This window comes from Desulfosporosinus meridiei DSM 13257, from assembly GCF_000231385.2.
Taxonomy (GTDB): domain Bacteria; phylum Bacillota; class Desulfitobacteriia; order Desulfitobacteriales; family Desulfitobacteriaceae; genus Desulfosporosinus; species Desulfosporosinus meridiei.
Genome location: NC_018515.1, coordinates 313,516 through 328,222 on the forward strand (window position 1 = coordinate 313,516; position 14,707 = coordinate 328,222).

Sequence of the window (14,707 nt, forward strand, 5' to 3'; positions counted from 1 at the left end):
CTAATAAAGCTTCAAGTAACTACCCCGAAAGGTGTGAATAAAGGAATGACAAAGGTATTGATCCTGGGAGGGTCGGGGATGTTAGGGCATACCTTGTTTCGCTATCTGTCTAAAGACCCCAGGTTCGATGTTTATACAACAGTTCGTTCTGCAAAAGTACTGTCCGATTGGTCGCCGGCGGATTGGATGAAAAAGGTATATGGAGAAGTTGATGTTTTTAATGGAGATAGCCTGACAAAACTTTTCTCAGATGTGTCTCCAGATATTGTAGTGAACTGTATCGGAGTGATTAAGCAGGTACCCAAGGCCCAAGATCCACTTGCTACTATATCGACTAATGCACTTTTGCCCCATACAATTGCTAAGCAGTGTAGTGCAGCCGATTCACGATTAATTCATATCAGTACAGATTGTGTCTTTTCTGGTGAAAAAGGAGGCTATTTGGAAAGTGATGTGGCTGATGCCATTGATCTATATGGTAGAACAAAACTTCTTGGTGAGGTAGATTATCCTGATTGTGTCACGCTTCGTACGTCCATTATTGGGCATGAGCTAAAAGGATTCTATGGACTTGTTGAATGGTTTTTGGGGCAAAAAGAGAAAGTTTATGGCTTCAGAGAGGTCATTTATTCAGGTCTGCCAACTATTGAAATAGCACGAATTATTCGAGATTATGTGATCCCAGATAAAGAAATGATTGGACTTTATCACGTTTCCGCAAATCCAATTTCCAAATTCGAATTATTAAAACTCATTAAAGCTCAGTATAACAAAGACGTGGAGATCGAACCGAACAACAATGTTCGGATTAATCGATCTTTAGACTCAACGCGTTTCCGTTCTCTAACGGGCTATAATCCACCTTCGTGGAAAGACTTAGTACACGAAATGTATTTGGATTATTTACAAGGCCCCTATCATTATGGCAAGGCCAAGGGGGATGAAAATGGAAATTTTAAATAATAAAGTAGTAGTAATTACTGGTGGTACAGGTTCGCTAGGTAAAGTATTAACTCGTAGACTCTTGAAAAAAGAGCTTGGTTCACCGAAGAAAATTATTATCTTTTCCCGTGATGAGGCAAAACAGCACGCAATGAGAATTGAATATCAGAGTAAGCAAAACGTTACTGATGAAGTGATCTATGACAATTTTGCTCGCTTAATCGAATTTAGAATAGGCGATATTCGTGATTATCATTCCGTTTGTTCAGTATTACGGGAAGCAGATATCGTCATTAACGCTGCTGCCCTTAAGCAGGTTCCTTCATGTGAATACTTTCCATTTGAAGCGGTGCTTACTAATATAGTTGGTGCAGAGAACATCATACGTGCTATTCGTGAAAACGATCTAAAAGTTGATACGGTGGTTGGTGTGTCCACTGACAAAGCCTGTAAGCCCGTGAACGCTATGGGAATTTCAAAGGCTTTGCAAGAGAGGATCTTTATAGCAGCAAATGTGACGCTCCCTAAGACAAGATTTATATGTGTCCGCTATGGCAATGTTTTAGCTTCTAGAGGTTCTGTGATTCCCTTATTTCATGAACAAATAAAGCGTGGCGGGCCAGTTACGATCACGACAAAGGAAATGACAAGATTTTTGTTGCCTTTAGAAAGTGCAGTGGACACTATTTTTGCAGTTTTAAAAGACGCTAGGCCGGGAGAAATATTTATTCCAAAAATTCCGGCGGCTCTAATTGAGGATGTAGCAAAAGCCTTAATGGGTGAACAAACAATCGCAGTAAAATATACGGGAATTCGGCCGGGAGAAAAAGTTCATGAGATAATGATTTCCGAAGAAGAGGCATGGCGAACTTACGATCGAGGCGAGTACTATGCAATTAAGCCAATGTTGCCAGAGTTGCTAAAAGAAGATCTGAATTTGCAGGTGTTATCTAAAGAGTATAGTTCGGGTGATTCTCTAATGACCTTTGAAGATACTTTAGCTTTATTACGCAAGCATAATCTGATGATAGGTCAAGAAAATAGAGCAGGGGAATTCTTGAGATGAAGAAAAAATATAGGATTGCGTGCATTTGTCAAATCTATAATGAACTTTGTAAAAACAACCTGGAACGGTTTGTTAAGTATGTTTTACCTGCAGTAGATGATCTTGTCGTCTATGATGACGGTAGTACAGATGGCAGCTATGAGTATATGCTTAAACAAACACCATATGTCCTTAGAGGAACGAAAAATGACTTTGTCAATGAACGGAGTCATAAGCAGCTTCTGCTGCAAGAGGCTCTAAAGCTCAATCCGGATTTTATCTTATGGTTAGATGCTGACGAGGTGTTAACTGCTAATGCTGCCGAAAAGCTTCAAGAATTGTGTGCTCAATGTGAGGGCAACAATTATGATGCCGTGATTATGCATGAAATTAACCTTTGGCGAAGCGGTACTTGGCAGCGGCTGGACAGTTTATATGACAAGGGCTGGTTTTGCCGTTTGTGGCGGGTTGTGCCAGGGATTTGTTTTCATGATACAAAGCCCGGACTTCATCAGCCACTTTTTCCTTCCACGATTCGAAACGTAATGTGGACACTTGATGTTCAGGTATTACACTTTGGCTTTTCTTCGAAGCAACGTTTGGCCCATAAATATCTAGTATACAGGTCTCACGGACAGCGCGGTTATGATATGCTGGATCGTTTAATCAGCGAAGAAAAGCTCGTTGTATCGAAAGTTCCTCCGGATTTTTTTCCCGAAGGTCTTTGGTCTGATGATGACGAACCGATACCACTGACCTTTGCAGAGTCCTTGGCGTATGTTGAAGAATATAAGGAAGAAGTGTTCAAGCCTAGATTCTCCATTGTTTGTTTAGTTTATAAAAGTGTGGAATGGTTGAAGTTTGTCTATGAGCAGGTCTATAGATATACGGATATGACAGATAAAGAGTTTTTCTTTGTTGCTAATGATGCGACACCTGCAGTCCTTAATTATTTAAGAGATAACTATATTCCGCATTATGCTTTCACAAACACTCCTGAACAACAGCAGGAATGGTATGTCAATAATGTTTATCGTGCTTACAATTTTGCCGCAAGCAAAGCTCAAGGGGACTTTGTCCTATTCATTAATTCAGATATGGCTTTTACACCAGGATGGTTTGATAATCTATGGAAAGCTTATAATGGAGAAAACTGTGTTGCTTCCCGCTTAGTAGAGTCGGGAAAACTGCGCAGTGGTCAATATGGCGTGGAAAAAGATTTTGGTCGGGATTATTCTACGTATCGAGAGATAGAATTTCAACAGTATGCCCGTGAAATCTCGGAGCCCCAATTGGTAGATGGCGGACTCTTTATGCCACTCTTAATACGTAAGGAGCACTTTGAACATGTTGGAGGGTATCCAGAGGGGCAGGTTCTATTAGGGAGTGATTTTAACCATCCGGTTATTGCAAAGAGGGGCGAGGCTTGTATATCTGGGGATACTGTCTTAATTCTCAAGCTTAAAACCATAGGGATAAAGCATCAGACAGCCTTCGATAGTCTGGCTTATCACTTTCAGTGGGGAGAACTAGATAGTCCAGAAACTTTGAGATATGACCAAAATGACATTAAGGTCGCAATTTGCTGCGATTCTATAGCAGGGTCAATAGGGGAGAGATTATTTTGGAATTCTTTGGAGGAATCCTTGCCTGCTTCAGTAAGTATAGGAAGGGATACTGTAGGAGATTTAGGAGATTATGCTGCCAATGCTCGAAAATACATTCAGCATAATTATCCGGGAGTAGAAGTAATTCTGCAAAACGCAACATTCATAAACATCGTTGATCAATCTCGTTACACGATAGCAGTTTTGCAGGACAATTTAAGATCCATGGGCATTTCTAATGCCCAGCAAGAGGAGAATTTGCGACAGGCAGATAAACTGGTCACCAATTCGTGCCAAACCGCTCTGGCATACCCGGAGTTTGATTTTGAAATTATTTCTGGCGGCTTGGGTCTAAAGCTTTTCAAGAAGATGAACAAGGAGGAGGTGCGTCAAGAGTTTTGCTTTGGTTCGGAAAGAATAGGAATCTACATTGGGGACTTTAACGAAGTACACGGCTGGGGCAAAGTTCGGGCCTGTATTGCAGCTCATCCGGAAATAACTTGGATTATAGTTACAAAGAATATTGAACCATTTATCGCGGATAACGTAAGGATTTTTTATCAAGTGCCTCGGAATCTGTTGGTTAAACTTCTTAACTGTGCGGACTTCCTTGTCAATGGTTCACCATTAGAGCTTCAGAGTCAGGGAGCTATCGAAGCTTGTTTATGCGATGTGCCAGTGATTATGAGAAAGATTGGATTTTTTAAAGATTTAAGTCCTAAAGAACGGGATCAGTGTGGAATCTTTGGTGAAGATATTGAGGGGGCTATTCAAGGATTATCCAAACGATCTTTTACTCCTAGGAATGTTCTGTTAGAAAAGACCATGTGTACACCGGATTCTACGCAGAAATGGGAAAGCTTAATAGAGACTGTCTTTAAAGACCTAATGATAGAAAAGTCTAACATCGAGCCAGATGTAAAGCGGCCTAAGGTATCTATAGTAATTACAACCTATCAGAGAACACATCTATTAAGATGGGGACTTTACTCTTTATCTCTTCAGACAATGCCCTATGAGTTTGAAACAATCGTAGTCAATGACGGAATACAAGATCAAACAGAAGAGATTTGCAAAGAATTTAAAGAGAAGCTGCATTTGAAATATATTTTTACTGGACAAAGAAATCTTCAAGGAGAACCCATTTGGAGAGTGCCTGGTTTTGCAATTAATATTGGTGTGAAGCAAGCCTCTGGAGATATTTTGGTAATGTGTTGCGCCGAAATGCTCCATGTAAACCAGACTATAGAAAAGATTACAATGCCTATCTTAGGTAACCCAAAGCTACTGGGTATTCCGGTTGGTAAAGACGACAGAACAGGTGCACTTTTAGAGTCAATCGAGAAGAATAACGGCAGTTTTGAACAAGAGACCTTCAATAATTGCATAGACTTAGATACTAGAATGCCATTTCTGATGGCCTTGCATCGCAGTCAATTTTTGGAGATTGGGGGTTATGATGAAGATTTTACCGGAATAGCTTATGATGATCGGGATTTTATCGATCGAATACTGGCATATGGTTGTCAGTACTGTCGGACTGAAGCCGTAACGGCACATTTGTACCACCCCAGAGCAGAAGGTTATTATCAGGGCGGAGGTCCGCCCGAATGGGACTATAATAAAAATCTCTACTTTTCTAGACGAGGGAAAATCGTAAGGAATGAAGGAAGAGCGTGGGGAAAACTATAAAAAAATGAGTAGCTTACTTGCATAATAAAAGGGCCACTAGATGTGGCCCTTTTATTATGCAAGTAAGCTTTGTTAATAGGGTATTTATTTTACTAAAAAGCGCATTTGAATTTGGACTTTTGTTTTTTCTATTGTGTTTTGAATCCTTGTCATAGCAGTGATTGTTTTCTCTTTCAGACTCATTGTCTGGGTTACAATGAGGATTTTTATAATCGATTGGGGTTGGGAAGGTCAGTCGAAGCTGGATTAAAATAACCATTTTTTCTTGTAAGGTGGTAAAAGTATATTCTTTAGATGGGCCACCGTACAAAGGAATGCAGTCAAGGGCATTGTCCGTCTCGTTTATTTGGCAGAAAACAAGTTGGCAGGTCGGCATACGATTGTAAAACTGTTCACTCAAAAGGTTAAATTCTGCCTTTGATTGGAGAGGATCCTTAGTTGAAGATTCAGTAAACCCATATTCTCGTTGCTGATCGTAATGAATTGGTGAAAATTGTAAGTGTCTGCCAAGGTCAATTACACAAGAAATTGGAATATCCACTACAAAATCTTTTATTACGCCTGCCACAGTGGTTGGAGTTTGGTGCACGGCTTCCGAATATTGAATATCCTTGCGCACCAGACCGCCAATAAATAACTTAGGAGTATCGCTTGATATTCCGGGTGGTGTTGGAGCGCTATTAAAGTAATGATTCTGAGTTAGTTTAAAGTCTTTTTTGATCGTTTTTATCTCTAGTGCTTTTGTGGGTAAGTGAATAATAGATTCAGCTGGAACTGAAATAGTAATCAATACTGAGCAAGAATCTATTTTTTCAATTTGTAAGGGATTACACATCTGTAGTGCTGCAGTATTTGGAAAAACAGGATTAGGTGTAACCGGTGGAATTGGTTGGGGACACACATTTGGTTTGGGGGTTTCTCGCACCCAATTAGGGATAAAAGGCGCTGGTTGCTTCCATTCATGAGGGCAATTTTTTTGATAAGACAATCTATTCCCTTCCTTTCTTATACGAAAACATATGGTCAGACTTTCTAATCCTCTATATAGCTAGGATATGTTGTACTAAAGAATTTGTACCTCTATAAGTGGTATTACAAAGTAAGATTTTACGGTAACAAAAATAGGACATGAGCAATAGAATAAGTAAACCCATAATTTAGGAGGTAAGAAAAAATATGCCATATTTATCTACGGGTTTGCTGGAAAATCCTTTGGTTGAGGGCATTTGGGCAAGTCCGACTCTTTCAGTAAATATCACCAATGATGATATTTCTACTGTTGCAATTCAAATTGAGGGATTTTCTCAAACTGAAAGTACGAATATCAAGTATGTGGAAGAATTTTTCACTCTAGCATCCGGTGCAGTAGTCTTAAAGAATTATTTCATTCCATTTAATACATTTGAGTTTAAATTTTTTGCTAGTTCCCAATCTGTAGAAATTTCTGTATGGTGCAAAGACTCAGATGGAAATCTTATTTCTGTCCCTTTAGGAATAAGTTGAGTTGAGGCAGCTTGATAGGTAACCAAAAAGGGACAAGTGAAATACAATATATAAACCAAAAATTTGGAGGTTAGAAATATATGCCTAATTTAACAACAGGTTTGTTTGAAAACGCCCCTGTCGGGGGAGTCAGGCCGAGCACGATGGTTTCGGTGAATATAACAAATGATGGTACAACTTCTCAAGATGTTCAAATTCAAGGATTTTTCCAAAGTGGAACAACGAAGGTGCTGTATGTACTGGAGTTGCTTGTACTTGCTCCAGGGGGTGTCGTCTTGAGAAATTATTTCGCAGATTTCGATGCCTTTGAATTCCAATTTGTTGTAAGTTCAGAAGCTGTCGAAGTTACAGTTTGGGGAAAAGATGCGGCAGGTAATCTAACTATAGCTCATCGAGTAGTTGCCCAAGAAGTTAACCCATTCTAACAATATTAAAGAAGGAGACGAGAAAATGGCTGAATTAACGACTGGATTGATAGAGAATACACCGGTCAATGAAGTAAGACCTACTTCAACGTTCACAGTAAAGATTACAAATGATGATACAGTTGCTGCTACAGTTTTTATTGAAGGTTTTTACGTGACGGGGATTACGAAGACACTGTATGTCTTGGAGTTATTTATTATGGATCCTGGTGAGGTAGCAGAAAGAGTTTATTTTGCACAATTTGATGAATTTGAATTTCAGTTTGTTACTAGCTCTGATGCAGTGGAGATCTCTGGCTGGGGAAAAGACGCAGAAGGGAACTTGGTTACGGCTCATCGCTTGGTAGCCGCTGAGCTTGATGTAATTGGGCCTATTGGGGTTACAGGAGCGACAGGGGCAGCAGGAGCGACAGGGGCAGCAGGAGCAACAGGAGCAACAGGAGCAACAGGAGCAACAGGAGCAACAGGGGCAGCAGGAGCGACAGGGGCAGCAGGAGCAACAGGAGCAACAGGAGCAACAGGAGCAACAGGAGCAACAGGAGCAACAGGAGCAGCAGGAACAACAGGAGCAACAGGAGCAACAGGAGCAACAGGGGCAACAGGAGCAACGGGAACAGCAGGAGCGACAGGGGCAACAGGAACAGCAGGAGCAACGGGAGCAACGGGAACAGCAGGAGTAGCAGGAGCGACAGGAGCGACAGGAGCGACAGGGGCAACAGGAACAGCAGGAACAACAGGGGCAACAGGAGCAACGGGAACAGCAGGAGTAGCAGGAGCCACAGGAGCAACCGGAGCAACTGGAGAACCGGGGGCAGGAGCAATAATACCTTTCGCTTCAGGAACCCCATCGACATTAACGACTGTCTTAGGTGGACTGCTTAACACCTCGTCAGTATTAGGATTTGGAGATTCGACCAGTGGTGTAAGCGGCGCGGGTGGAGCAATTGACGTTACTTCAATCGATAATATGGCATTCTCAGTGCCAAGAGACGGGATAATAACATCAATTGCGGCTTTCTTCAGCACTACAACAGCGCTAGCCTTAGTGGGCTCAACGGTGACAATTACAGCACAATTGTATTCATCCACCGCGCCTGATAATACCTTTACACCAATTGCAGGTGCGGTCGCAACGTTGGCACCAGCACTTACAGGAGTTGTGGCAATTGGAACAGTTAGTGATGGTCTTACCACAGGATTAGCAATTCCGGTTACGGCTGGTACCCGTTTGCTGATGGTATTTACACCGACAGTTACTGCCGGTTTGGATATCGCAGCAGTAATTACAGGTTACGCCAGCGCAGGGGTTTCCATTGCTTAACCTGAAAAAAGAGAGGCTCAGATTTGAGCCTCTCAATTATAGAGCTTAAGAAAGGAGAGATACCTAATGCTTGAATTAACTTAATATAAAAATTCACTGGTTTCTGGTTAAAGACCAACAGCTTTGGTCACATTGAGAATAATAAATGAAGGTGCGGCAATGCTGATGTGCAAAAAATTAACGGATTCTGAGTAGTAAAAGTGCCATCAATTATATTAGTGTTTTTGTTGTAGCATTGTAGAGTATTGATGCACTTATATAGTATTAAAATATTTGTAAGGAGTAGAAATGATGGCTGAATTAACTACTGGGATAATAGAAAATACTCCATTTGATGGAGCAAGGCCAACTGTAACATTTACAGTACAGATAACTAATGATGAAGTTTTTTCTGCAGACATTGAAATATTGGGGTTCTTTGTATTAGGAACCACTAAAGTTCTATACGTTCAAGAGTTGTTTACTTTGGCTGCAGGAGAAGTTTTATCAAGGGTCTATTTTGCTCAATTTGATCAATTTGAATTTCAGTTTATAACTAGCGCTGATGGGGTAGAGATTTCTTGTTGGGGAAAAGGGAGTAGTGGGGAGTTGGTTGCAGCTCATCGCGTTTTACCAGCTGAACTAGATCCAATAGGCTCTGTGGGAATAGTAGGAGCGACCGGAGCGACAGGGGCTACTGGAGCGGGAGTGACGGGGGCAACCGGAGCCACAGGAACAACAGGAGCAACGGGAGCTGTTGGAGCAACAGGAGCGACCGGAGCGACAGGGGCTACTGGAGCGGGAGTGACGGGGGCAACCGGAGCCACAGGAACAACAGGAGCCACAGGAGCGACCGGAGACGTAGGAGCCACAGGAGCAACAGGGGCAACCGGAGACGTAGGAGCCACAGGGGCGACCGGAGACGTGGGAGCCACAGGAGCCACAGGAGCGACCGGAGACGTGGGAGCAACAGGAGCTACAGGAGCAACCGGAGATGTAGGAGCCACAGGAGCAACAGGAGCTACAGGAGCAACCGGAGATGTAGGAGCCACAGGAGCTACAGGAGCTACAGGAGCTACAGGAGCAACCGGAGATGTAGGAGCTACAGGAGCCACAGGAGCAACCGGAGATGTAGGAGCTACAGGAGCCACAGGAGCAACCGGAGATGTGGGAGCCACAGGAGCCACCGGAGACGTGGGAGCAACAGGAGCCACAGGAGCGACCGGAGCAACAGGAGCCACAGGAGCGACCGGAGACGTGGGAGCCACAGGAGCTACAGGAGCAACCGGAGACGTGGGAGCTACAGGAGCAACCGGAGATGTGGGAGCCACAGGAGCAACCGGAGATGTGGGAGCCACAGGAGCGACCGGAGACGTGGGAGCCACAGGAGCCACAGGAGCGACCGGAGACGTGGGAGCCACAGGAGCCACAGGAGCGACCGGAGACGTGGGAGCCACAGGAGGCCACAGGAGCGACCGGAGACGTGGGAGCCACAGGAGCCACAGGAGCGACCGGAGACGTGGGAGCCACAGGAGCCACAGGAGCCACAGGAGCGACCGGAGACGTGGGAGCCACAGGAGCCACAGGAGCGACCGGAGACGTGGGAGCCACAGGAGCCACAGGAGCGACCGGAGACGTGGGAGCCACAGGAGCCACAGGAGCGACCGGAGACGTGGGAGCCACAGGAGCTACAGGAGCAACCGGAGATGTAGGAGCCACAGGAGCTACAGGAGCAACCGGAGACGTGGGAGCAACAGGAGCTACAGGAGCAACCGGAGATGTAGGAGCCACAGGAGCTACAGGAGCGACCGGAGACGTGGGAGCAACAGGAGCTACAGGAGCAACCGGAGACGTGGGAGCCACAGGAGCTACAGGAGCAACCGGAGACGTGGGAGCAACAGGAGCTACAGGAGCAACCGGAGACGTGGGAGCCACAGGAGCTACAGGAGCAACCGGAGATGTAGGAGCCACAGGAGCAACCGGAGATGTAGGAGCCACAGGAGCAACCGGAGACGTGGGAGCCACAGGAGCCACAGGAGCGACCGGAGACGTGGGAGCCACAGGAGCCACAGGAGCCACAGGAGCGACCGGAGACGTGGGAGCCACAGGAGCCACAGGAGCCACAGGAGCGACCGGAGACGTGGGAGCCACAGGAGCTACAGGAGCAACCGGGCCTTAATGACTGGGAAATAATAATAGATGATTAAGGTTAAAAGGATATATCAATGAACCGACTAGGAGTATAGCAATTACTATCAAAAGTAATTGTATACTCCTTCTCTTTTAGTTCTAGTTCAATTATCTGTTTTCTAGGTACACATTGAACCACTGGACATATAGGTTGCGTTTGAATAATTAATTATACTATCGATCAAGTAATAATACATTCTATACTTACTAAATTAGTTCACTATTCTGGGGGTCAATAAACTTATGATTGTGGTCAAGCTTCCACCTCATAGTTATCTGAATACAATAGAGTATGACTAATTCTAACTTTGAGGGGTAGAAAGCATGTCGGACAGTTCAATAACAATTAGCTTGTGTATGATTGTACGCAACGAGGAAGCAACTATTGGTAGGTGTCTTGATTCAGTAAAGGGAATTCCAGATGAAATTGTAATTATCGATACAGGGTCTAGTGATCTCACAAAAGAGATCGTACAGCAATATACAGATAAGATAGATGACTTTACTTGGGTCGACGATTTTGCAGCAGCTCGCAATTTTGCTTTTAGCAAAGCGACAATGGATTATATCCTTTGGTTAGATGCAGATGATATCTTTGCAGATTCAGATCGTGACAAGTTTCTCAAGTTAAAAGAAAGTTTTAATACTTCATTTGATGTCGTGAATATGCCCTATCTGTTGGCTTTTGACCAGTCTGGTTTAGCTACTTTTAGTCTAAGAAGGAATCGCCTGGTTAAAAGAAATAAAAACTTTCGGTGGATTGGAGCAGTACACGAGTATTTGGAAGTGTACGGAAGTATTTTGAATTCTGATATTTGTGTAACTCACAAAGGGATAGGAGGTCATGATTCCGATCGCAACCTTAAGATATATGAGAAGCGTAAAGTAAAAGGGGAAGTGTTTTCCCCTCGGGATTTATATTACTATGCAAATGAACTCTTCGATCACCAACTCCATGAACGGGCTATAGAGTCTTACCAGGATTTTTTAAATACAAACCAAGGATGGGTGGAGGACAATATTTCTGCTTGTGGAAAACTGGCGGACTGTTACCAAAAGCTCGAGAAGCCAGATAAACAACTTGAATATATCCTGAAATCGTTTCAATATGCTCCACCAAGAGCTGAGTTTTGCTGTCGATTAGGATTTTATTTTTTAAAAGGGGAGCAATATGAACAAGGTGCTTTTTGGTACAAACTAGCTACTCAATTAGAGAAACCTATTAGTAGTTGGGGGCCAATAAATGAAGCTTGCTGGACATGGCTGCCCCATTTACAGTTATGTGTCTGTTACGATCGCCTTGGTAAATATGAATTAGCTTATGAGCATAATGAGATTGCTAGAAAGTATCGCCCAGATAATACCCAGATTTTGTATAACAGAAAATATTTAGAGGGTGTTTTTATTAAAAATGGAATCAAAAAATCCCAACGGATAGAGAAAGAGGCAGAGTAAAATGGCGTTATTAAATTGGCACGAAGATTTTATTGTTAACTTGGTAAGCCTTGTCAGGCCGAAGATATACGTAGAATTAGGGATATATCACTGTGCACTTTTTAATCGACTGGTTCCTTTTGCAGAACAACTAATTGGTGTTGATATAAGTACTGAAGCCGGCAAGTATATGCAACAGTCTTCTAAAACCCGCTTTTTTAACGGTACTACCCAAGAGTTTGCCGAAGAAGTAAGAGGTAACACATTTCAGATTGATATGCTATTTATAGACGCAGATCATTCAAAAGAGGCAGTGTTACAAGACTTCAAAGATTTTTTCCCTTTCGTAGCCCCACACGGTTTAGTTTTATTGCATGATACTCATCCAGGGAATGAGCAGATGATACAGCCTGAATGGTGCGGGACTGCCTATCTTGCCATAGACGAGTTGTTGAGAGAAGCTGGATCATCATATGAGTTAATGACCATTCCAATTTCACCTGGGTTAACAATTTGTAGAAAGCGTCAGGTTCAATTAGCGTGGCAGGAAAAATAGTATATTAATAATAAACTAAACTTTAAGGAGTAAAAACTTTTACTAAAAGGGTGAACGGCAGTTATGCTTTCACCCTTTGTTATTATTATCACTAATATTCGGTTTTGGGTATAACGGGGGTTCTTTACATTTCACTCTGTTTGTTAATTCAAATCTTACAATTCAGTTTGCATTTTGATGTCTTTAATATTTCCGTGATATGGGAGTAATATTGACTTTTCGAACTCGATAAACTTTGTGTTTTGGAATGGGCCTAGATCGTAGGGATAGTCCTCTTCTGCTAATTGTCTAGTTATTATATTTGCTGCTTCTTTCCACTTTCTGAAATATTGCTTTCTGGAGAAATTTGTTTTCTCGTAGTTCCAAGATGTAGGCAAATAAATATACTCTATTTCTTCGCTCTCGTAATAACCGATGTTAGCCTCTTTCAGCCTTCTGGCAAAATCGACATCTTCGTAGCCGCCACCAATAAAGCGCTCATCAAAAAATCCAATTTTTCTAATTAAGTCCTTCTTGAATCCGAAAAATCCGAATCTAAATAGCGCAACTATCCCCCAACCTTCGTTCAGCATAACCAAAATTTTTTCTACTGCTTGAGATGTCGGTCTCGCTTTTTCATTACATATAATTATTGTTTCGTGCTTGCTTGAAGTTATACAGTCATTAACGAGCTTTGAAAATGATGGGTAATTTGTGCCATCAAAAACTCTGTAATTATGAGCCTTTAAGCATAATTGAGCTCCGCTGCATAGATGTGGTCTATGGGATATGATAACTACTTCAAAATCCATTGCATAATCTCCTAATACATTATTACTATTGTATGAAGTCAGGCTTGATTCTGACTACAATTAATGAATGCATATTGTTGTAGTTAAAGAAAAATAAAAAAGGGGCCTAAGCTCGGCCCCGGTCAAGATTTACTTATGCACTCTGCAATTGATAAAAAATTACAAATACTTCTATTTAAGGCTCAACAAAAATGCTTCTACTTGATCAGCAGTACGTTGCCAAGTCCAAGTTTGAGCGAAAAGATGTCCGGCATTTGCTAAACGATGACGTTCGTCATCCTTTGTCAATAAATGACTGACAGCTGAGTAAAGTTGATCAATGTCGCTAGGAGGGACTAATAAACAGTTTTCACCACTTCTGGCGTAATCGCGGTTTCCGCCACAGTCTGTACTTATAACAGCTGTGCCGCATGCCATCGCTTCAAGGGGAGGCAAACCAAATGCTTCAAAGTAGGAGGTATAGATAAAGAGGTCTGCCTCAGCATAAAGCCGGGCAAGCTCTTGATCTGTAGTCGAGATCTTAACCTGACAAGGGACAGGACACGCAAATTGAGCACTCTCTGGAATTGAAACTGTTAAGTCAAAATCAATCTGTCCCTTAATTTGTTTAATAACTTGTAAAAAATCTGCCCCACCCTTCCAGGTATATCCTGAAGTGGGATCACGCATGATGTAAAAAATGTTCTTGCGACCCGTAAGGTTAGAAGGTTTAGGATAAGGGCGGAAGGTCGAAATATCTACACCACCGGAAATTACTGTGCTTTGCAGACCAGTCTCCTGGAGAATGAGTTGACGGTGCCACTGAGATATCGACATGATTGGGGCACCAATTAAATAAGTCTGTTTTGCTATTTGTGATTCTGGGACCCATAAAGGTTCATACCCCAAACTTAAACGGACTACTTTACCTTTTTTAGACTCCCAGGCGGGTTTGACTGTTAAATAAAAATTTGGAAGTATGAAATCTGCTGAAGGGATGGAGGCGGGGGTAAGCTCTTTTACACGTCTCAATTTGGTACGCAGAGGCCATACTTGGAGTCCTTTTTCGGGCATTACAACTTCAACATCATGCCCTTTGTCAAAAAGAGCATTGGCAAGATGATAGATAAAACGGGCTCCCCCACCCATTTCTAAACTAAGAACAGGAAATACAATTTTCATAGTTTGTCCTCCCTTTACTTTCCGGTACTACATACTATGCTTTCATGGAGGGTAATTGTGT

The 14,707-nt window shown here is 42.6% G+C and carries 11 protein-coding genes and 1 pseudogene; 9 read left to right on the forward strand and 3 right to left on the reverse strand.

Annotated features, from left to right (window positions below):
• Window positions 1-45: 45 nt before the first annotated feature.
• The 3 genes from DESMER_RS01600 to DESMER_RS24200 are packed head-to-tail and all read left to right on the forward strand — an operon-like array spanning window position 46 to window position 5,286.
• Window positions 46-963: a dTDP-4-dehydrorhamnose reductase family protein gene (locus DESMER_RS01600; RefSeq protein WP_014901317.1), complete on the forward strand. Its 918-nt coding sequence runs from the start codon at window positions 46-48 to the stop codon at window positions 961-963.
• Window positions 947-2,008: a polysaccharide biosynthesis protein gene (locus DESMER_RS01605; RefSeq protein ID WP_014901318.1), complete on the forward strand. Its 1,062-nt coding sequence runs from the start codon at window positions 947-949 to the stop codon at window positions 2,006-2,008. The genes DESMER_RS01600 and DESMER_RS01605 overlap by 17 nt, the downstream gene beginning before the upstream one ends.
• Window positions 2,005-5,286 carry a glycosyltransferase gene (locus tag DESMER_RS24200; protein WP_014901319.1) on the forward strand — a complete coding sequence of 1,094 codons (3,282 nt, stop codon included), beginning with the start codon at window positions 2,005-2,007 and terminating at the stop codon, window positions 5,284-5,286. The genes DESMER_RS01605 and DESMER_RS24200 overlap by 4 nt, the downstream gene beginning before the upstream one ends.
• 13 nt (window positions 5,287-5,299) lie before the next feature.
• On the opposite strand, the gene DESMER_RS01615 is transcribed toward DESMER_RS24200, so the two are convergent.
• On the reverse strand, window positions 5,300-6,274 hold the full coding sequence (locus tag DESMER_RS01615) for a DUF7852 domain-containing protein (protein ID WP_014901320.1): 975 nt from the start codon (window positions 6,272-6,274) through the stop codon (window positions 5,300-5,302).
• A gap of 188 nt (window positions 6,275-6,462) precedes the next feature.
• On the opposite strand from DESMER_RS01615, the gene DESMER_RS01620 reads away from it, so the two are divergent.
• The 6 genes and pseudogenes from DESMER_RS01620 to DESMER_RS01650 all read left to right on the forward strand — a co-directional run bounded on the left by DESMER_RS01620 (window position 6,463) and on the right by DESMER_RS01650 (window position 12,694).
• Window positions 6,463-6,789 carry a hypothetical protein gene (locus DESMER_RS01620; protein ID WP_014901321.1) on the forward strand — a complete coding sequence of 109 codons (327 nt, stop codon included), beginning with the start codon at window positions 6,463-6,465 and terminating at the stop codon, window positions 6,787-6,789.
• A gap of 80 nt (window positions 6,790-6,869) precedes the next feature.
• Window positions 6,870-7,214, forward strand: coding sequence for a hypothetical protein (locus tag DESMER_RS01625; protein WP_014901322.1), 345 nt, complete (start codon window positions 6,870-6,872; stop codon window positions 7,212-7,214).
• A gap of 25 nt (window positions 7,215-7,239) precedes the next feature.
• Window positions 7,240-8,535 carry an exosporium glycoprotein BclB-related protein gene (locus DESMER_RS01630; protein WP_014901323.1) on the forward strand — a complete coding sequence of 432 codons (1,296 nt, stop codon included), beginning with the start codon at window positions 7,240-7,242 and terminating at the stop codon, window positions 8,533-8,535.
• Between the two features lie 291 nt (window positions 8,536-8,826).
• Window positions 8,827-10,693 (forward strand): annotated as a pseudogene (locus tag DESMER_RS24810) (exosporium protein).
• Between the two features lie 335 nt (window positions 10,694-11,028).
• Window positions 11,029-12,159, forward strand: coding sequence for a tetratricopeptide repeat-containing glycosyltransferase family 2 protein (locus DESMER_RS01645; protein WP_014901326.1), 1,131 nt, complete (start codon window positions 11,029-11,031; stop codon window positions 12,157-12,159).
• 1 nt (window position 12,160) lies between these two features.
• Window positions 12,161-12,694 carry a class I SAM-dependent methyltransferase gene (locus DESMER_RS01650; protein WP_014901327.1) on the forward strand — a complete coding sequence of 178 codons (534 nt, stop codon included), beginning with the start codon at window positions 12,161-12,163 and terminating at the stop codon, window positions 12,692-12,694.
• A gap of 155 nt (window positions 12,695-12,849) precedes the next feature.
• Here DESMER_RS01650 and DESMER_RS01655 read toward each other — a convergent pair whose 3' ends face one another.
• Together DESMER_RS01655 and DESMER_RS01660 are read right to left on the reverse strand one after the other, a co-directional pair.
• Window positions 12,850-13,485, reverse strand: a complete 636-nt coding sequence (locus DESMER_RS01655; protein ID WP_014901328.1) for a glycosyltransferase family 2 protein — start codon at window positions 13,483-13,485, stop codon at window positions 12,850-12,852.
• A gap of 171 nt (window positions 13,486-13,656) precedes the next feature.
• On the reverse strand, window positions 13,657-14,646 hold the full coding sequence (locus DESMER_RS01660) for a glycosyltransferase family 4 protein (protein WP_014901329.1): 990 nt from the start codon (window positions 14,644-14,646) through the stop codon (window positions 13,657-13,659).
• Window positions 14,647-14,707: the final 61 nt, after the last annotated feature.

What these genes read in the sequence shown, in the direction of transcription:
- DESMER_RS01600 (WP_014901317.1), top strand. Translation starts at nt 46, where the DNA reads ATGACAAAGGTATTGATCCTGGGAGGGTCGGGGATGTTAGGGCATACC.
- DESMER_RS01605 (WP_014901318.1), top strand. Translation starts at nt 947, where the DNA reads ATGGAAATTTTAAATAATAAAGTAGTAGTAATTACTGGTGGTACAGGT.
- DESMER_RS24200 (WP_014901319.1), top strand. Translation starts at nt 2,005, where the DNA reads ATGAAGAAAAAATATAGGATTGCGTGCATTTGTCAAATCTATAATGAA.
- DESMER_RS01620 (WP_014901321.1), top strand. Translation starts at nt 6,463, where the DNA reads ATGCCATATTTATCTACGGGTTTGCTGGAAAATCCTTTGGTTGAGGGC.
- DESMER_RS01625 (WP_014901322.1), top strand. Translation starts at nt 6,870, where the DNA reads ATGCCTAATTTAACAACAGGTTTGTTTGAAAACGCCCCTGTCGGGGGA.
- DESMER_RS01630 (WP_014901323.1), top strand. Translation starts at nt 7,240, where the DNA reads ATGGCTGAATTAACGACTGGATTGATAGAGAATACACCGGTCAATGAA.
- DESMER_RS01645 (WP_014901326.1), top strand. Translation starts at nt 11,029, where the DNA reads ATGTCGGACAGTTCAATAACAATTAGCTTGTGTATGATTGTACGCAAC.
- DESMER_RS01650 (WP_014901327.1), top strand. Translation starts at nt 12,161, where the DNA reads ATGGCGTTATTAAATTGGCACGAAGATTTTATTGTTAACTTGGTAAGC.
- DESMER_RS01655 (WP_014901328.1), bottom strand. Translation starts at nt 13,485, where the DNA reads ATGGATTTTGAAGTAGTTATCATATCCCATAGACCACATCTATGCAGC.
- DESMER_RS01660 (WP_014901329.1), bottom strand. Translation starts at nt 14,646, where the DNA reads ATGAAAATTGTATTTCCTGTTCTTAGTTTAGAAATGGGTGGGGGAGCC.